This window comes from Porphyrobacter sp. LM 6 (assembly GCF_001720465.1).
Taxonomy (GTDB): Bacteria; Pseudomonadota; Alphaproteobacteria; order Sphingomonadales; family Sphingomonadaceae; genus Erythrobacter.
Map to the genome: position 1 here is coordinate 2,563,460 of NZ_CP017113.1, position 18,109 is coordinate 2,581,568.

The 18,109-nt window shown below is 65.5% G+C and carries 14 protein-coding genes; 1 reads left to right on the forward strand and 13 read right to left on the reverse strand.

Annotated features, from left to right (window positions below; translation table 11 throughout):
- Window positions 1–24 precede the first annotated feature (24 nt).
- The 12 genes from BG023_RS12350 to BG023_RS12405 all read right to left on the reverse strand — a co-directional run bounded on the left by BG023_RS12350 (window position 25) and on the right by BG023_RS12405 (window position 14,343).
- Window positions 25–663, reverse strand: a complete 639-nt coding sequence (locus tag BG023_RS12350; RefSeq protein WP_069310720.1) for a hypothetical protein — start codon at window positions 661–663, stop codon at window positions 25–27.
- A 15-nt stretch (window positions 664–678) separates the two neighbouring features.
- On the reverse strand, window positions 679–1,680 hold the full coding sequence (locus tag BG023_RS12355; protein ID WP_069311312.1) for a sterol desaturase family protein: 1,002 nt from the start codon (window positions 1,678–1,680) through the stop codon (window positions 679–681).
- 188 nt (window positions 1,681–1,868) lie between these two features.
- The gene (locus tag BG023_RS12360; RefSeq protein ID WP_069310721.1) at window positions 1,869–2,777 is read right to left on the reverse strand and encodes a response regulator transcription factor; all 909 of its coding nucleotides are present in this window, start codon (window positions 2,775–2,777) and stop codon (window positions 1,869–1,871) included.
- Window positions 2,767–4,278 (reverse strand): ATP-binding response regulator, encoded by a 1,512-nt coding sequence (locus BG023_RS12365; protein ID WP_150122877.1) that lies wholly within the window; start codon window positions 4,276–4,278, stop codon window positions 2,767–2,769. Before BG023_RS12365 ends, BG023_RS12360 begins: the two co-directional genes overlap by 11 nt.
- 41 nt (window positions 4,279–4,319) lie before the next feature.
- A complete protein-coding gene (atzF, locus tag BG023_RS12370; protein ID WP_069310723.1) occupies window positions 4,320–6,086 on the reverse strand; it encodes an allophanate hydrolase in 1,767 nt (588 codons plus the stop codon).
- Window positions 6,083–9,676 carry an urea carboxylase gene (uca, locus tag BG023_RS12375; RefSeq protein ID WP_069310724.1) on the reverse strand — a complete coding sequence of 1,198 codons (3,594 nt, stop codon included), beginning with the start codon at window positions 9,674–9,676 and terminating at the stop codon, window positions 6,083–6,085. Before uca ends, atzF begins: the two co-directional genes overlap by 4 nt.
- Window positions 9,673–10,308 (reverse strand): urea amidolyase associated protein UAAP2, encoded by a 636-nt coding sequence (locus BG023_RS12380; RefSeq protein WP_069310725.1) that lies wholly within the window; start codon window positions 10,306–10,308, stop codon window positions 9,673–9,675. The genes uca and BG023_RS12380 overlap by 4 nt, the downstream gene beginning before the upstream one ends.
- A gap of 22 nt (window positions 10,309–10,330) precedes the next feature.
- Window positions 10,331–11,155, reverse strand: a complete 825-nt coding sequence (locus BG023_RS12385; RefSeq protein WP_069310726.1) for an urea amidolyase associated protein UAAP1 — start codon at window positions 11,153–11,155, stop codon at window positions 10,331–10,333.
- Entirely contained in the window at window positions 11,152–11,625 is a 474-nt protein-coding gene (locus BG023_RS12390) for a CopG family ribbon-helix-helix protein (RefSeq protein ID WP_069310727.1), read from the reverse strand. The genes BG023_RS12385 and BG023_RS12390 overlap by 4 nt, the downstream gene beginning before the upstream one ends.
- Entirely contained in the window at window positions 11,622–12,401 is a 780-nt protein-coding gene (locus BG023_RS12395) for an ABC transporter ATP-binding protein (RefSeq protein ID WP_190315768.1), read from the reverse strand. The genes BG023_RS12390 and BG023_RS12395 overlap by 4 nt, the downstream gene beginning before the upstream one ends.
- 4 nt (window positions 12,402–12,405) lie before the next feature.
- A complete protein-coding gene (locus BG023_RS12400) occupies window positions 12,406–13,221 on the reverse strand; it encodes an ABC transporter permease (protein ID WP_069310729.1) in 816 nt (271 codons plus the stop codon).
- 30 nt (window positions 13,222–13,251) lie between these two features.
- A complete protein-coding gene (locus BG023_RS12405) occupies window positions 13,252–14,343 on the reverse strand; it encodes a putative urea ABC transporter substrate-binding protein (RefSeq protein WP_069310730.1) in 1,092 nt (363 codons plus the stop codon).
- A gap of 170 nt (window positions 14,344–14,513) precedes the next feature.
- On the opposite strand from BG023_RS12405, the gene BG023_RS12410 reads away from it, so the two are divergent.
- The gene (locus tag BG023_RS12410) at window positions 14,514–15,479 is read left to right on the forward strand and encodes a Vgb family protein (protein WP_069310731.1); all 966 of its coding nucleotides are present in this window, start codon (window positions 14,514–14,516) and stop codon (window positions 15,477–15,479) included.
- 110 nt (window positions 15,480–15,589) lie between these two features.
- Here the strand turns inward: BG023_RS12410 and BG023_RS12415 are convergent, their stop codons facing one another.
- Window positions 15,590–18,109, reverse strand: coding sequence for a TonB-dependent receptor (locus tag BG023_RS12415; protein ID WP_069310732.1), 2,520 nt, complete (start codon window positions 18,107–18,109; stop codon window positions 15,590–15,592).

An 18,109-nucleotide genomic window follows, 5' to 3' on the forward strand; every position in this document is an offset into this window, starting at 1 on the left:
GCAGCTATGCGGCGGGGTTGATTGTTACGCGCCCTGCTGCGCACCAACGGCAGCCTGTCCGGTCAAGGCCGCTCGGAAACGCCGGCGCACCAGCCAGGGCTCAAGCCACCGCCCGACAAGATAGGTCGCAAAGAAAAGTCCGGCCAGCACGTAGCCCGGCGTGGGAGAGTGCTGACCTTCGCCTTCTTCTTCATCCTTCTTCTTGGTCGGATCCTCGGGAGCAGGCGCGCCGAGGAACTGGTCAACCGGATTGAGCGGTTTGGGAGGCTTGGGCTTGTCCTTGTCCTTCCCGGACTTTTCCGATGCTTCGATGGCGGGCTTCTCAACTTCGTTGATCGCCACGGCAAGCTGCGCGAAACCGAGGAACAGCAGCGGGGCGAGGAAGCACGCCAGCAGCGCCGGACTGCCGAGATCGTAGCGCAGCACCGCACCAGCGCCGCGCCGCTGGAGCTGGAGGGTGCCGTTGGTGAAGGTTGCCAACTTGTCCTGCGCGGCCGGATTATGCTTGGCGTAGGTGAGCGTATCGCCCGCAACCGAATAGGTCGTACCCTGCGCCTGAAGCAGGGGATCGAGGCGCGCGAAGGCTTCTTCCGCCGTCAATTCGGAATCAAGCGGGATATCGCCGCGCGCGCGCCAGATGTTGTCGATCACAGGGAGGTTCACGCGGGGTGGAGCCGTTTACTCAGCCGGTTCAAGCTGCGGCGCCGATGCCGCCGCGCGCCGCCGAGCGAGCGCTTCCTTCACCGACTTGTAGCCCTCGGTGAAGGGAAACAACATCGTCTCGCGGATATCCATGCGGCGGCCACCTTCCATGCCGAGCAGCTCTGCCTCGCCATCGACGCAGGTGCCGAACATCCGGTCCCAGATGATCCAGGTACCCGAATAATTGCTGCGGGTTGCCTCGTAGTCCTGCGAGTGGTGGACGCTGTGGTGCTCCACCGTGTTGAAGATGTAGCGCCACCAGCGCGGCGTGTTGAAACGGACGTTGATGTGCTGGTAGACCGAAACAGTCATGCCGATTGCGCCAGCGAGCAGGAAAGCGCGCGGCAGGAAGTCGAAGAACCCGCCGATCCCAAGCCCGATCAGGAACAGTTCGATCGGATTGCCGACAGCGCCTTTGTTGACGTTGAGCTGAGTGATGTAGTGATGCGGCGCATGGGTCAGCCACAGCGGGTGCCAGTTATGCATCGCGCGGTGCATCCAGTACTGGCCGAAGTCGAAGATCATCGAGATCAGCACCGCCTGCAACAGCAGCGGCAGTCCGGTAAACCAGCTGAACTTATCCCAGTCGAAGGCATTGCGCACGGCCTCGGTGATGACACCATCGCCGATATAGGCATCGACCATCCTGAGGAAGGTGAAGCCCAACCCGACATAGAACAGATCGGTGGCGAACTCTTTCCAGGTCAATTGCCAGCTGGCGTAGCGCGGGTTGACCCATTCGAGCACCAGCAGCAGCACTGTCCACCCGAGCCGGATCGCGATCGCGGTCGATGCGACGGCGAGCCAGTTGGGGGCGTAGTAAAAGAACGCGATCGCAGCGAACAGCATCGCTGGCTGGAAATAGGTGAAGATGAATTGCTTGATCGGCCCGCCTTCGACCTTGCCGATATTGTCCCAGCCGACGATCACCGGCGAATCCGCCCCGATGATCCGTTTGCCCACCTGTACTCCGGCCATGACGAACTCCACTCAATCTGCGCGTGCCTGCTCCACTCCTGGAAATCAGGCAGGGCCATCGCTGCGGCGAAAGGCCCCGTCGTATCGCTGCGTCACCCTTGGCAACCCCTCGCGCGCGAGGAAGTGGCCAAATGACGTAGTGTGATGCGAGCCCTTGAAACGCTTTTGTTTTTCAGTTCGAAACAATTTCAGTCGGCAAGGTAGCGCACCGCCATTGCGGTTGCGGCTGCACGGGTTTCCACCCCCAGTTTGCGGAACACCTGTTCAAGGTGCTTGTTCACCGTGCGCGGGCTTATACCAAGGATTTCGCTGATTGTCCGATTTGTTTTGCCGTAGCTGACCCACAGCAACACTTCAGCCTCGCGGCGGGTCAGGCCATGGTGTTTCTGGAGCGCGGCGATCTTGCCGTCCTCGCGTGCTTCGGTGACGCGGATGAGGGTTTCGCCTGGCCGGTCTGCTTCGAGAACCGCCAGCGCGATGGCCATGCCGTCGATCTCGATGCTGCGGCTTGCCTGCGGCACCGCCTGCTCGGCAAGCAGTTGATGGGCGAGCCGTTCCAGCGCCAGCGGCATCCGCCCGCCATCGGCAGTCCAGTCAGGCTCCAGCCGGGTGAACAGACTTTCAGCCTGCGGGGTGCACCAGATCACCGCCGCATCTCCGCCCAGTGCGACAAGGCTGCGTCCGGCCAACCCCAGCGCCAGCCGCGAGCGATAGGACTGGCGCGCATTGGCCAGATGCACCCGGATCCGGGCGAGCAATTCGTCGATCACGACCGGCTTGCGGACATAGTCCACCCCGCCGGTGCCGAAGGCGGCCACGACGTGTTCGGGCTCGTTGAGACCGGTCATGAAGATCACCGGAATATGAGCGGTCGCCGTGTTGCGCTTGATCGTGCGGGTCGTCTCGAGCCCGCTGATCCCGGGCATGACCGCATCCATCAGGATCAGGTCGGGCAGCGCTTCCTTGAGCAGTTCCAGCGTCGCCTCGCCACTGCGCGCGATCAGCACGCTTATGCCCTGGGCCTCAAGCGTATCGACCAGGAACCGCAGCGATTCCGGGTTGTCGTCAACGACAAGGATGCAATCCTTAGTGCTCATGGGTGTGTGCCGCCTTGGCGATGGTAGAGAGCGCCCTGAGATCGAAAGAATCGAGGCAGGCCCGCATCCGGTCTGCCAGTTGCGCGGCGGAGGGACCGAGTTGCGCCAGCGCCTCGATCTCGGCTTCGAGGCCACGCACATGGCCGATCCGCGCCAGCCGTTCGATTTCGCCGAGGTGACGGTCCGCGCCCGCAGGCAATGGCGCTGGCGCGCTCGGTGCAGCAGGTGCACCGACCTGTCCCGCCCCGCCGGGTGCACGCACCCATGTCATGCCCAGCTGTTCGGCCAAAACATCGAGCAGCGCTTCGAAGGCGAAGGGCTTCCTCAGGAACCGGTCGCTGACCTGATCATCACCGGACGGGCGGGCAGCGTCGGGCACCTCGCCTGACAACATCACGATTTTCAGCGCCGCGCCATGACGGCGGCGCAGGCTGTCCGCGATGTCCCACCCCGATTCTGTTGCCAGCGAGATATCGAGCAGCACCAGATCGGGCTGCACCTGCGCGGCCAGAGCGAGGCCGGCCTCGCCGTCGCTCGCCAGGTGCATGGCAAACCCCAACGGCTCAAGCAGGCTACCAACCATCTCACGATGTGCCGCATCGTCATCGATCAGCAGGACGCTGCGTTCGCGGCCGAGGTAGCCTGTCACCACACCCGCCGCAGGAGCGGGAGCGCTGGGCGGCACCAGCGGGCGCGACAGCATCAGTTGCACGGTGAAGCGCGATCCGGCACCCGGCGTGCTGTCCACCCGCACATCGCCGCCCATGATCCGCACGAGAGCCTGCGTGATCGCCAGCCCGAGGCCCGCGCCCGCCCGCTCGGCAGCGGCGCCGCCCACCCGCTCGAACGGCGCGAATATCCTCTCGCAATCCGCAGGAGCAATGCCGATGCCGGTGTCGATCACCGCAAAGGTCGCCAGCTCGTTGCGGTACTGCACGTCCAACGTCACCAGCCCGTGATCGGTAAATTTGATCGCGTTGGACAGCAGGTTGATGAGCACCTGGCGCAAGCGTTTCTGGTCGGCATGGACGAAATCGGGCAAGCCGCCGGGCGGGCATTGCAACGCCAACCCGATCCCCTTGGCCCGCGCCTGAAGTTCGAGCATATCGATCAGCTGTTCGAGGAAATCGCGGAACCGGATGACATCGCGGCTCAACCGCATCGATCCGCTTTCGACCTGCGCGATATCGAGCAGGCCTTCGACCAGATGCGACAGATGTTCAGCGCTGCGGCGGATCACCCGCGCGCCGTGCAGGGCGTTGTGGCCATCGTTGCGCTCGATCAGTTGGGCATAGCCAAAGATCGCGTTGAGCGGCGAGCGGATTTCGTGGCTGACGCTGGCGAGGAACCGGGTCTTGGCCTCGTTCGCCGCCTCGGCCGCCTGCCTGGCATTGCCCAGCGCCTCCAGCGCAGCGCGCACTTCGCCCAGCGCAGCCACATCATCGCCATCGCCCCTGCCCTGCACCAGCGCATCGAGGCGGCCGAGTGCAGCGGCCGTCACGTGCGGGTCCTCAGGCAGAAGAAGCGGCGGCACATGGTGGTTCAGCGTCCCGCGATATAGGCGCGCCAGCCGCCCAGATGGGTGATGTCTTCGGCCCCGGTCAACGCGCGCGGTTCGGCAACGAAGCCTTTTACGCTGCTGCCGTCCGCAAGTGTCACCGTGCCAATGGCGAGCGGCGGCGGGACTTCGGCAACGAAACTGCCGAAGCTCGCCAGATCGAGTTCGTAAACCTCAAGCGCGATCGCGCCGCCTTCCTCGCTGTGCACCAGCGCAGGCTTGGGCGGCACGCTCTCGGCCATCGCATAGAGGCGATAATTGGGCGCAGTGGTGAAAGCGCCGACGAAGGTCGCATTGCGCGATGACAGCTGCCAGTGCAGCGGCATATCCTTGAGATGCGCGCCGACGACGGCGAGTTTGACGGTATCCATACGGTCTCCCAGATCGAGGGGCGGTGGCGGAGGCAGATCGGCGGCGGCGAGGTATTCTGCAGCGAGCGCGGCCAGCGCCCGGTCGCTGTGAGCGGGCCCGATCAGCGTGATGCCGAAGCCGGTGCGGTTGGCACGCGCGCCGGCAGGCACGGCAATCGCGGCCATATCCAGCAGGTTCACGAAATTGGTGTAGCGCCCGAGATTGCTGTTGAGCGCCACGGGTGCCTCAAGCAGTTCAGCGACGCGGTAGGTGGTGCCGGTCGTCGGGAAGGCGAGCGCATCGAGACTCTGCCACATACGGTCAGCGTGGCGCTGCAGTTCCGCGAGCCGGTAGATTCCGTTCCACAGCTCGGTCGCGAGCATCGCCCCGCCGGGCGCAACCACTTCGCGCACTACAGGGTCGATTGCCAGCGGATTCCTCTGGAGCAGTGGCGCAATGGCGGCGGTGCGTTCGGCCACCCACGGCCCGCCATAAAGCAATTGCGCGGCCTCAAGCAGCGGCTCGATATCGATCTCAACGATGTCGCCCAAGCCGGCCAGCACGCCGAGCGCCCGATCATAAAGATACTCGGCCTCAACATCGCCGAAGAACTGGCGCTGGTCGCGGCGCGGCACACCGATGCGCTTGCCTGTCAGCGAGGCATTGCCGAGCGGGCGGGAAAAGGCATCCTCGGCATCGAACCCGGCGACCACCGCGTCCACGACCAGCGCATCCTCGATGCCGTCGGTGAAGACAGTGATGCAATCGAGCGTGCGGCAAGCCGGCACCAGCCCGCGCGTGCTCCACCGCCCCTTGGTGGGCTTCAGCCCGACGAGATGGTTGAACGCCGCCGGCACACGGCCCGACCCGGCGGTGTCCGTGCCGAGTGCAAACGCGACCAGGCCCCCCGCGACTGCAACCGCCGAGCCCGAACTCGATCCGCCGCTCACATAGTCACGGTTGTAGACGTTTCGCGGGATGCCATAAGGGCTGCGGGTGCCAACCAGACCGGTGGCGAACTGATCGAGATTGGTCTTCCCGACGCAGATCGCGCCCGCCGCCTCCAGCCGCTCGACCACCGTCGCCGAACGTTCGGGGGCATAGGCGAAGGCGGGGCAGGCCGCCGTGGTCTCCAGCCCCGCCACATCAATATTGTCCTTCGCGGCAAAAGGCACACCGGCCAGTGGCAGGCGCTCACCAGCGGCGCGGCGCGCATCGATGGCGCGGGCGGCTGCGCGCAAGGCGGCAGGGCCGGCGCGGCTGATCCACGCCTGCGGCTGATGCGCATCATAAGCGGCGATCCGCGCAAGCGTCTCCTCCATCACCGCAAGCGCGGTTGTTTCCCCGCAGTTGACGGCATCGGCAATGGCCGTGGCACTGAGGCGGGCGAAGGCGCTCATGCACTCCTCCTCAGCGCGAGCATCGGCGCGCCAGGCTGCACCGCCTGATGCTCGGAGATGTAGAGCGCGGCGACTGTGCCGCTTGCCGGGGCTTCAAACGGACATTCCATTTTCATCGCCTCGATCACCGCAATCACATCGCCCTCGGCAATGATGTCGCCGGGGGCGACCAGCAGCTTCCAAACCGATCCGCCGAACGGCGCCTCGATCACGTCGGCGCCTTCGGGCACCTCGATCGCCGATGCGTCGCTTGCCCCGGTATCGGCGGCGAGCAGATCGCTGACCCGGTCGAACTCCCCGCTCGCCTGCCAAGCGGCACGTTCGCCATCAAAGGCGGCCTGCCGGGTTGCTTCGAATGCGGTGATGCTGACGGCATTCTCTTTCAGGAAGGCACGGTAATCGGCGAGGCGGAAGGTGCTTTCCTCGATCCGGATTGCGCGCCGTCCATGCGGAAAATCGCGCCGCCATTCGGTGAGTTCTTCCGCCGAGACCGGGAAGAAGCGGATCTGGTCGAAGAACCGCAGAAGCCACGGCTTGCCTTGCGTGAAGGCCTCGGTCTGGCGGTGAGTATTCCACACCTGGATCGTGCGTCCGAACAGCTGGTATCCGCCCGGCCCTTCCATCCCGTAGATGCACATATAGGCCCCGCCGATCCCGACGACATTGGGCGGCGTCCAGGTGCGGGCCGGATTGTACTTGGTGGTTACAAGCCGGTGGCGTGGATCGACCGGTGTGGCGACCGGCGCACCGAGGTAGACATCGCCGAGGCCGAGCACGAGGTAGCTCGCGTCGAAGATCAGGTCCTCTACGGCTTGCGCGTCGGGCAGGCCGTTGATGCGGCGGATGAACTCGATGTTGTCGGGGCACCACGGGGCATCATCGCGCACGGTGCCGATGTATTTGGCGATAGTCTCGGTGATCGCCGGATCGCGCCAGCTCAAGGGCAGGTGGACGATACGGGAGGGGATGGCGAAGTCATCAAGGTTACCCATCGCTTCTTCGGCGTCCATCAAAGCCGCAAGCGCGTGCGGTTGATCGAGGACGCGGCCATCGAAGTGCAATTGCAGCGAGCGGATGCCGGGAGTGATGTCGATCACGCCCGGCAGCGCCATATCCTCGAGCGTCTGCATCAGGGCGTGGACGCGGATGCGGAGTTCTATGTCGAGGACGATGTCGCCGTATTCGACCAGGATGTTGCGGTCGCCCTGTTGGCGGTAGGTGGTGCGGGGCCTTGAGCCTTGTTGGGGGAGCTGGGCGAGGATGGGGCTATGTTTGCCTTCTTTGCCCGTGTGACGCAGGTCATGTTGGACGAGGCCCGCCGCGTCCGCCGCCATCGCTTCGGCAATACCTACAGGAACAAAGCGAACTTTGTCGTCCGGCGCGAGCTGACCGATCTTCCACCGCTCCGCCGCGATCACCGTGAAGGGACACACGAACCCGCCGAGCGACGGCCCGTCCGGCCCCAGAATGATCGGCATGTCCCCGGTGAAATCGACCGCGCCGATCGCATAGGGATTGTCGTGGATGTTCGAGGGGTGCAGCCCCGCCTCCCCGCCATCGCGCCGCGCCCATTCGGGCTTGGGGCCGACGAGCCGCACCCCGGTGCGGTTGGAATTGTAATGCACCTGCCATTCGGCCTCGAGGAAGCGCGCAATATCGCCCTCGGTGAAGAAATCGGGCGCGCCGTGCGGGCCATAGAGCACACCGATCTGCCATTCGCGCGCCAGCGACGGAAGCGGCAGCACCGCCGGAGCGCCGACCGACCCGTCGCCCAGATGCAGCACATCACCCGCCACCAGCGCCCGCGCGCCGTGCCCGCCGAACTGGCCGAGCGTGAAGGTTGCCGCCGAGCCGAGATAGGGCAGCACATCCAGCCCGCCCGCAAACAGGATATAGCCGCGCATCCCCCCGCCGCTCACCCGCCCCATCGCGAGCGTCTGCCCGGCCGCCACATGCAGCGCTTCCCCGCGCGGCGCAGGCACGCCGTCAATCGTCGCGCCGAAATCCGCGCCCGTCAGACAGATCGTCGCCGGCGCCTCGAACAGCAGCGTCGGGCCGCTGGCGGTGACTTCCAGCCCCGCCGTGCCTTCGGGATTGCCGAGGTTCAGATTGCCGATCCGGAACGAGCGGTCATCCATCGGCCCCGAAGGCGGCACACCGACATTCCACAGGCCCAACCGACCGGGGAAATCCTGCACCGAAGTCGCCGTGCCGCCCGCGATCACCCGCACGCTGCGAGGCTGATGCACGATGCCATCGAGCAGCCGCGTGGAGACCGAACCGCTCGTAAACCCGTCATGCCGCACCACGTCGCGTAGCCAGCGCAGGTTGGTCTCGATCCCGTCAATCCGCGCCGCATCCAGCGCGCCCTGCATCGCCGCAATCGCCGCTTCGCGCGTGTCCGCGTGGGTGATGAGCTTCGCCAGCATCGGATCGTAGAAAGCGCTGACCTCGCTCCCCGCCATCACCCATGTCTCGGCCCTGAGGCTGTCCGGGAAATCGACATGGGTGAGCGTGCCTGTGGTGGGCCGGTAATCGAGCGCGGGGTCCTCGGCATAGAGCCGCACCTGCACGCTGTGCCCCTTGGCCACCGGCGCGGGAGCATCGAGCATCGCGAAATCGCCGCCCGCGCCGCGGATCATCCATTCGACGAGGTCGATCCCCATCACCTCTTCGGTGACGCCGTGTTCGACCTGAAGCCGGGTGTTCATTTCGAGGAAGAAGAAATCCTCGCGCGCGGCATCATAGAGGAACTCGACCGTGCCGGCGGAAAGATAGCCCGCCGCCTCGCCCAGCCGCACAGCGGCGGCGATCAGCTCGGCGCGCTTGCTCTCGGGCAGACAGGGCGCGGGCGCCTCTTCGACCACCTTCTGGTTGCGCCGCTGGAGCGAACAGTCGCGCTCGCCCAGCGCCATGACGCGGCCCTGCCCGTCACCGAAAATCTGCACTTCCAGATGGCGCGCACGCGGCACGTAGCGTTCGAGGAACACCCCCGCATCGCCGAAGCTCGCCTCACCCTGCCGGACTACGGCGGCAAAGCCGTCGCGCAAGCCGCCCTCGTCCTCGCAAACGCGCATGCCGATGCCCCCGCCCCCGGCGGTCGCCTTGAGCATCACCGGATAGCCGATCTGCACGGCAGCCTCGGCAGCCTCGTCCTCGCCCCTCAGCAGCCCGGTACCGGGCGCGAGCGGAAGATCATGCGCCGATGCCAGCGCGCGGGCCGAATGCTTGAGGCCGAAGGTGCGGATATTGTCGGGCGTCGGCCCGATAAAGGTGATGCCCTCTGCCGCGCAGCGCTCGGCAAACTCGGCATTCTCGGCAAGGAAGCCGTATCCGGGGTGGATCGCGCCCGCGCCGGTTGTCCTGGCGGCGGCGATGATCGCATCGACATCAAGATAGCTCTGCCCCGCCGGCCCCGGCCCGATGCACACCGCCGCATCCGCCGCGCTGACATGGAGCGAACCGGCATCGGCTTCGGAATAGACCGCGACCGACTTCAGCCCCATCCGCTTGCACGTGCGGATGATGCGCGCGGCAATCGCGCCGCGATTGGCGATCAGAACCGTGTCGAAGGGGAGATCGAAGCTCATCGCGCCACGATCATCCGCACCGGCGTCGGGTTGAAGCCGTTGCAGGGGTTGTTGATCTGCGGGCAGTTGGAGACGACCACGATCACATCCATCTCGGCGCGCAGATCGACCGTCAGGCCGGGCGCAGAGATGCCATCGACGATGCCGAGCGTCCCGTCATCCATCACCGGCACGTTCATGAAGAAGTTGATGTTTGAAACGATATCGCGCTTGCCGCGCCCTTCGGTCAGGTTGGCCTCAAGGAAATTGTCGACGCAGGCGTGTTGATGCTTGGTGTGATGTCCGTAACGCAAGGTATTGGATTCGCATGAACACGCTCCGCCGATCGTATCGTGATAGGCAACCGCACTATCGACGATGGTCATCAGCGGGCGCCCCTCGTTCGACAGCAGCACCGTGCCGGTCTTGAGAAACAGGTTGCCCTGCGCCGCGACCGTATCCTGCGCCGAATAGCGCTCGGCATCATCGGCGGCGGAATAGATCAGGAAGTCGACCGCCTGATTGCCCTCGACATCGACAATCCGCAGCACATCGCCCGCCGCCACATGATGCAGCCACGGCACGCGCGCAGGCACGATCTCGTCATGAATGATGCGTCCGGTAAGGCCGGAGAGGGCCGGATCGTTGGTCATGTTCTACTTCCGGTGGAGGGGGTTAACGGCGGTAGTAATCCTCGGTGTTGAGGTAGGCGCGCTGCCCTTCCGGGGTGGCATTGCGCACGGGGTCGTCTTGCGGGGTGATGGGGCCGCGCCATGCGGTGATGCGCAGCGGCGTGGAGTGCCATTCGGGGCGCGGATCGAGCACATGCGGGCAGTTGGCGATCACCACGATCACATCCATCTCGGCGCGCAGCAGCACTTCGCGGCCCGGCGCAAACGGCCCGATGACGGGGGTAATGCCGCCGTCCGCCTCGATCTTCGTGCCCTTGAACAGGGTCACGCAGGGGTGGACATCGCGGCGGGTAAGGCCGTGCTTGGCCGCGCCCAGGATCAGCCGGTCGCGCCCGTTGGGGAAGGCGCCGGAATTGCGGCCCTCACCATATTTCCGTGTGTTACTGGCAGTATTTGAGACACCGCTGAAAGTGTCATGCGTGCCCGCCCCGTCTTCAAGGATGCTCGCCAGCACGCGGCCCATATCCGAAAGCAGCAGCTTGCCCGCGCCCAGATAGGCGTTCCACTGCACCTTGACCGTATCGGCGACATTCAACCGCTCGGTCGGCATTTCGGCGTTGAAGATGTTGAGCGACGCGCAGGCATCGACCGCCTTGTCGATCAGCCGCAGCCGGGTGCCGCGCGCGATCCGGCGCGAGGCATAGCCGCCGGGCGCGATGGTCTCTTCCCACAGCAGGTCGTCAGCCGCGACGCCTGCGGGCAGGTCGTCCGCCACAGGGGGGAGCAGCGGCATGGTCTCGACCCGCGTGCCGCCTTGCGCGCGGGCGTGATCGCGCGCCGCTTTCGGATCGCCCAGCACCGCGCTCATGCCGCAGCCTCGCTCGCGGGCACGACGTCCTGCTCGTGCAGCGGCGGCAGCAGCGCGGTGGTGCTCACCAGCTGCAATTGCTTGACGCCGCGGATCGCCCGCAGCGCGTCGCACAGCTGCTTCAGCCGCACGGCGGGGCCCTGCACCAGCAGCACTTCCAAGGACTGGTCCTGTTCGAGGAACACGTGCTGCGAGGAGATGACCTCCTTGAGGTAGGCGGTCTGTGTTTCGGCCAGCTGCTGGCGCACCCGCCCCCCGCCGCCGGCGTAGACGATGGTGATGGTGCCCGCGAGCATGTCCTCCGGACGGGTCAGCGCCTCGTGCTCGGCCAGCGCGTGGCGGATCAGTTCGGCGATCAGCTGCGAGCGCGAGGGCAGTCCGCGTTCCTCGACCATCACGTCGAGCTGGCGGAACAGTTCGGCCGGAAGGCTCATGCTGAGCCGTGCGAGACGGGAAGGTTCAGTGCTCATGGCTGGCGCATCTCGGTTGCATGGAGGTCAGTCGTGGTAGCTAGCGCTTCGGCCTCGGCCTGCTTGCGGGTCAGCGCGAGGTCGTAGACCACCCCTGCCCCGTAGCGCTGCGGCGCGTGCGGATCGTGGCGGCGCTTGTCGAGCGTCAGCACCCGCGTGCCGAGCGAGAAGGCTTCCTTGATGTCGTGCGTCACCATGATCACGGTCAGCCCATGCTCGCGCCACAACCGGGTGATCAGGCCATGCATGTCAGTGCGGATGCCAGGATCGAGCGCGCCGAAGGGCTCGTCGAGCAGCAGGATGCGCGGTCGCTTGATCAGCGCCTGCGCGATGGCGAGGCGTTGCTGCATCCCGCCCGACATCTGCGCGGGGTAGAGGTGCGCGCTGTCCGCCAGCCCGACCGAGGCGAGCATCGCCTGCGCCTCGGCCAGCGCGGTGCGGCGGGCGCTGCCGAACAGGCGCGCGGTGAGCGGTGATTGCGCGAACTCCAGCCCCAGCATGACATTGCCGAGCACGGTCAGGTGCGGGAACACCGAATAGCGCTGGAACACCACCCCGCGATCCGGCCCGCATTCGGCCGGCAGCGGCTGGCCATCGAGCGTGATCGTCCCCCGGCTCGGCTGTTCCTGCCCGAGGATAACGCGCAGCAGGCTCGATTTCCCCGCCCCCGAAGGCCCGATGATCGACACGAAGGATCCCTCGGCGATCTCGAGCGAAATGCGTTCGAGCACGACCTTGTCGCCATATTCGACCCAGATGTTGCGAAGGTTCAGCATGGCCTCACCGCCCCCCCGCATGGGCCCAGCCGCACAGCCGGCGGCTGAGGAGCACGAGCGCGAAGTCCATCACCACCGCCAGCAGCGCGATCCACGCGACGTAGGGCAGGATCACATCCATCGCGAGGTAACGCCGCACGAGAAAGATGCGGTAACCGAGGCCGACATCGGCGGCGATCGCCTCGGCCGAGATCAGGAACACCCACGCGGGGCCAAGCGAGAGGCGCAAGCCCTCGATCAGCCGCGGCAGCGCTTGCGGCAGGGCGACGCGAAGCATCACGCCCCACGAATTCGCCCCCAGAGTGAGCGCTTTTACCACCTGCTCGCGCGGCAGGGCGGTCACGTGCCCGGCCACATCGCGGATCATGAACGGTGCCACCCCGATCACGATCAGCGCCACCTTGGCGACCTCGCCAAGGCCAAAGGCGATGAACAGGATCGGCAGCAGCGCGATCGGCGGGATCACCGCCAGCGTGGTGAGCAGCGGGCCGAAGGTCGCGCGGATCATCGGCAGCACGCCGATCACCAGCCCGACCAGCAAGGCCGCCAGCGTCGCAATCCCGAGGCCCATCCCCAACCGCGAGAGGCTGGCGAGCGTATCGGCCCAGAACAGCAATTCTCCCGACATCGGATCGGGCGTGAACAGCAGAAGCGCCATCGCTTCGGCCATGCCGCCGGGCAGCGGCAGGATCTTGTCGGCGGGGTTATCCGCATGGCGCGCAGCGGCAGCGACGATGTAGGCGAGCGCCAGACCGGCCAGCGGCAGTGCGCCGAGCAGCAACGCCCCGCTCTTGCCCGGCTTGCGGTTCACCCAGCGCATCGGATCATCCCTCCCCTGCGCCGGCGCCGATCACAGCGCCCCGTCCGCCGCGGCCTGCGTGAAGGTCGGATCAAAGCGCAGCGTGATCGCGTTCGGATCGCCCAGCGTCTTGCCGCCCGGAAAGCTCATCCCCACCGCATCGGCCGAACGTGCGCCCTGCCCGAACAGGCCCTGCGCGAAGCTGAAATCGCGCACCCGCGTCATCGTGGTAACCAGATCGGGCGAGGACATTGCCGCCAGCGCCGCCTTGGGATCGGTGTAGAGATAGGTCGTCGCCAATTGGCCTTCGAATTCCGCAGGCGTCGTCCCCGCCAGCTTCGCCATCGCCGCGCGCGCCGCTGCGCCTTCGGCATCCGCCTGCGCCATCAGCGTCATGGTTTCATACCAGATCCCCGCCAGCGCCTTGCCGAGGTTGGGGTTGGCCTTGAGCGTTGCGGTATCGACCACCAGCAGATCGAGGATCTCGCCCGGAATATCGGCCGAGGTGAACACGGCCTTCGCGCCCGCAACGCCCTTCATGGTCGTCACCTGCGGGTTCCACGCCACCGCCGCGGTCACATCCGGCGCGGCGAAGGCAGCGGAGATATCGGCATCGGAAGTGTTGACCGTCTTCACGTCGGCCAGCTTCATGCCGTTCTTTTCGAGCGCGCGGGCGAGCAGGTAGTGCGAGACCGAAAGCTCGGCGAGATAGACCTGCCGCCCCTTGATCGCCGCCACGCTATCCGCGCCCTTGAGCAGAACGGCATCATTGCCGTTGGAATAATCGCCGAGGATGATCGCGCTGGTATCCTTGCCGCCCGCAGCCGGAATGGTCAGCGCGTCCATGTTGGCAACCGTCACCCCGTCAAGCTTGCCGGCGGTGTACTGGTTGACGCTCTCGATATAGTCGTTGACCTGCACCAGCTCGATCGTGATGCCGTATTTGTCGCCCCACTTCTTCACGATCCCGGCCTGCTGGGCATAGGCCCAGGGCATCCATCCGGCATAGATCGACCAGCCGATGCTGAATTCGGTGCGCGGGCCGGCGGGCTCTTCCTCGCCCCCCGAACAGGCGGCAACCAGCAGCGCAAGCAACCCAAGGCCGACAAACCGGCGCCACATACGATCAAGAATGCCCGGCATGATTCGTCCCCTTGTTGCTGCACTTGCGAACATCATCATGTTCGCTCCGGTTGTCCACCCAAAATTATTACGATTGATTGGAAACGTAATATGCCTAATCTGGTTCCGGACGGGCGGGAAAAGCCCGCAGCCGGGCCGCTTCTCCCCTTCCCGCCAAGGAGGCACGAACCATGATCCGCCGACCCTCTCCTACAGCGCTTTCCCCCATCATCGCCGTCGCTCTGCTCGCCGCCTGTTCCGGCGAGCCTGACGCTGCCGCCCCCGAACCTGCCACCGGCGGGGTTGATCTCGTTGAAAAGGCGCTGGATGTTCCCGGCTTTGCCGATTTCCTCGCGGTTGATGGCGATACGGTATGGGTCACCAATGACGGGCGGGTCGAACAGTGGTCGACCACAGGCAAACTCGCCAGCCTCGCCGTCCCGCGCCCCTGCGGCACGATGGCGATTGCCGAAGGATCGCTGTGGGTCGCCAATTGCGAAGATGGCGAGGTGTGGCGCGTCAATCTGAAAACCGCCGCGCTCGAAGCCAAGATTGCGACCGGCCTCGCCAATCCCAAGGGCGAAACCAACGTGATTGCGGGCGCGGGCGCCGTTTGGGTGCCAAGCGATCCCGCAGGGGCCGTCGCGCGGATCGATCCCGCCACCAACGCCGTCACCGCGACGATCAAGGTCGCGCCGGAAACCTGGTATCTGGCCTTTGGCTTCGATGCCGTTTGGGCCGTTTCGAGCGAGGGCCAGACGCTCGCCAAAATCGATCCCGCCACCAACGCCGTCACCGGCACCGCAAAGCTGGGCGATACGCCCGGCTTCCTTGCCGCCGGTGAAGGCGCGGTATGGGTGCAGGAACAGGGCGATGGCACGGTCGCCAAGGTCGATCCGGCCAGCCTCGCCATTACCGGGCGCACCAAGGTTGGCGACAATCTCAAGTGGGGCGATATCGATACCGGCGGCGGTTCGGTGTGGCTGCGCACGACCGATGATCAGACGATGGTGGTAATCGATCCGGCGACCGGCGCCATCCGCGCCCGGCTCGGCGAAGCGGTCGGCAGCGGCGCGCTGCGCTGGACCCCCAAGGGGGTATGGAGCTCGGCCCACGACAATCAGACCCTGTCGTGGTGGAGCGCGCCTGCGCCCTGAGCGGCGCGCCTTTCACGGCATCAACGGCACAAACAAGAAGCGCGCGGGTTTGCACCCGCGCGCTTTTCAGATTCTTATGTTGTGCGACGCCGTAAGGGCTCTTGTAGTTATTAGAACTTGTATCCCAGTTCGAGGCCGAAGCGCTGGCGACCGCCGGGCGAGATGAACGAACCGCCGAATTCGACCGCGGTGATCACCTCGTTGAGATACTTCTCGTTGAACAGGTTGTCGGCGTAGACGAATGCGGTCCAGTTATCGCCTTCAAAGCCCATCCGCATATCCATCACGCCGAAGGTATCGCGCTGCGAGACCGAGTAATCGGCATCGCCCACGAACGAGGGCAGCTGGAGCGCCGAGATCGGCAGCAGCCCGCTGAACAGCGTCGGGTTGGGATCGTCCTGAAGGGTGTGGAACCAGGTCGGGCCGACGATGCGGTAATCGGCGCGGGTGACGAAGTTCACCGTGTCGCCCACCGGCAGATCGAATTGGGTACCAAGGTTGATGGTGTAGTCCGAGGTGTAGGGCGACTTGTTGCCCACCGTGACCGGACGCGAGGCGTTTTCCTTGATCTCGCTGTCGGTGACGTTGGCCGAACCGAACACCTTCCAGCCTTCGATGATCTGGGCGGTGAGGTTGATTTCGGCGCCCATCACTTCGACTTCGTCGATGTTCGACACCACACGCAGCAGGCCGAACCCGCCGACGAAGAATTCGAAGAACTGCATGTCCTCGATGTTGGTGTAGTAGCCCGCGAGGTCGAAGGTCACCGCGCCATCAAGCACGCTGCCCTTGATCCCGGCTTCGAAGGCGCTCGACACTTCCTTGCGGTACTGGTCGTCGATCAGCACGTTGGTGCCGATGAACTGGTTAAACGCCTGGTCGACGATGGCGGCCGAGCCCTGGTTGTTGAACCCGCCCGATTTGAAGCCGATGCCCCAGTTGCCGTACATGTTGATGTCGTCGGTCAGCTCGTAGCGCAGCGAGATCTTGGGCTGGAACTGCTTGAAGGTTTCCGACTGCGCCGGGATCGGGCCGAACGCCTGACCGGGGTTGATCGGGCCGCCGGTGAAGGGATCGGTGGCATTGGGCACGAGGCTGCGCACGCGGCGGTCCTCGATGTCGTAACGGCCTGCCACGCTGACGTTGAAGCGGTCGGTCAGATCGGTGTCGGCCGCGGCGAACACCGCGTAGACATCGGTCTTGAAGCCATCGTGGTAGAGCTGGGTGGTCGGGTTGCTGGTGTTCGGGCCGTTGTAAAGCTGGCGGATCACACCCTGCCCGAGGTCCGCGCCTAGGCTGACGCCCACTTCGCGGTCGATCTTCAGGTAGTACGCGCCGACCTGCCAGTTGATGTCGGTATCCCCGTTCGAGGCGAGCCGCACTTCGGCGCTGAAGTCGCTCTGCTGGCGGATCTGGAACTGGGTGCCGTCGCAGGTGGTCGGGCTGTAGGGGCCGAAGGTCGAACCGTTCACCGGATCGAAGATGAACGGGATCGGGTTGTTGCCGATGAAGGTCGGGGCGTTGAGCGGATAGCCGGTCAGCGCGGCGGTGCTGGCAAAGCAGGCGTTCGACGCGGCCACCGATGCCGGGGTTGCGCCCGGGAAGGTGAAGCGCGCAAAGTCGGCCGAGGTGCCGTCAGCGGTGAGCGACTGGTCAACATCGCTGTAGAGCGCCCAAGCGGTCAGCGTCATGCTGTCGAACTGGTGTTCAACCTTGGCCGATGCCTCGAAGGTCGTCTGGTTGTTGGTCGGCCGGATGTTCGAATAGAAGCCGAACGGGTGATCGTTGACGTCCTCGAAGAAGGCCGGGTCCACGCCCGCGAAGTTGGGCAGGTGGAAGCTCGCGTTGAAGTTGATCGAGGCACCCGAGAGTTCGGAATAGCGCGCCTTCAGATCGATCTCGGTCGAGGGGCCGAGATCGGCGATGAAGCGCCCGTCGATCCCCCACACGTCCTGATCGTCGATGGTCTTCGAATTGCCGAGGAAGCGGTTGCGGAAGAACCCGTCGGTGGTCGAGTAGTTGCCCGACAGCACAAGGCCCGCCGATTCCCCGACCGGGGTCGAGATATAGGCGTTGGCGAGATAGGTGTTGTCCTGCGCCCCGCGCACCAGCACCCCGCCTTCAAGCCGGTCACCGGGCTTCATCGTCTGCACCACGATCGCCCCGGCGGCGGCGTTGCGGCCGTAGAGCGCGCCTTGCGGACCTTTCAGGATTTCGACCTGACGCAGCGTGCCCTGGTTCTGGTTGAGCTGCGCGGTGTTGGTCTTGAGGATGCCGTCAACCACCAGCGCGACCGAGCTTTCCGCGTCGCGCGCGCCGTTGATGCCGCGGATGTTGATCTGGGTGTCGCCCGCTTCGGCGGTGCCGGTGACGATCGTCACGCCCGGGGTCAACTGCACGAAGTCCTCGGCGCGCTGCACGCCGGTCTTGGCGAGCGTTTCGGCGGTGAACACGGTCACGGCCGCAGGCACATCGGCCAGCGTTTCCGACTGGCGACGGGCGGTCACGATGATCGCGTTATCCTCTTCCGCAGCCGGTTCGGCGGCGGGCGCTTCCTGCGCGAAGGCGGGGGCGGCAAAGGCGATGGCGCTGAGAGCCGCGCCAGTGGCAAGTGCGAGACGGACATTCAT

Excerpts from the sequence above, each read along its gene's own strand:
- uca (WP_069310724.1), bottom strand. The coding sequence starts at position 9,676 with ATGAGCTTCGATCTCCCCTTCGACACGGTTCTGATCGCCAATCGCGGC.
- BG023_RS12395 (WP_190315768.1), bottom strand. The coding sequence starts at position 12,401 with ATGCTGAACCTTCGCAACATCTGGGTCGAATATGGCGACAAGGTCGTG.
- BG023_RS12415 (WP_069310732.1), bottom strand. The coding sequence starts at position 18,109 with ATGAATGTCCGTCTCGCACTTGCCACTGGCGCGGCTCTCAGCGCCATC.
- BG023_RS12410 (WP_069310731.1), top strand. The coding sequence starts at position 14,514 with ATGATCCGCCGACCCTCTCCTACAGCGCTTTCCCCCATCATCGCCGTC.
- atzF (WP_069310723.1), bottom strand. The coding sequence starts at position 6,086 with ATGAGCGCCTTCGCCCGCCTCAGTGCCACGGCCATTGCCGATGCCGTC.
- BG023_RS12360 (WP_069310721.1), bottom strand. The coding sequence starts at position 2,777 with ATGAGCACTAAGGATTGCATCCTTGTCGTTGACGACAACCCGGAATCG.
- BG023_RS12380 (WP_069310725.1), bottom strand. The coding sequence starts at position 10,308 with ATGACCAACGATCCGGCCCTCTCCGGCCTTACCGGACGCATCATTCAT.
- BG023_RS12405 (WP_069310730.1), bottom strand. The coding sequence starts at position 14,343 with ATGCCGGGCATTCTTGATCGTATGTGGCGCCGGTTTGTCGGCCTTGGG.
- BG023_RS12385 (WP_069310726.1), bottom strand. The coding sequence starts at position 11,155 with ATGAGCGCGGTGCTGGGCGATCCGAAAGCGGCGCGCGATCACGCCCGC.
- BG023_RS12400 (WP_069310729.1), bottom strand. The coding sequence starts at position 13,221 with ATGCGCTGGGTGAACCGCAAGCCGGGCAAGAGCGGGGCGTTGCTGCTC.
- BG023_RS12355 (WP_069311312.1), bottom strand. The coding sequence starts at position 1,680 with ATGGCCGGAGTACAGGTGGGCAAACGGATCATCGGGGCGGATTCGCCG.
- BG023_RS12390 (WP_069310727.1), bottom strand. The coding sequence starts at position 11,625 with ATGAGCACTGAACCTTCCCGTCTCGCACGGCTCAGCATGAGCCTTCCG.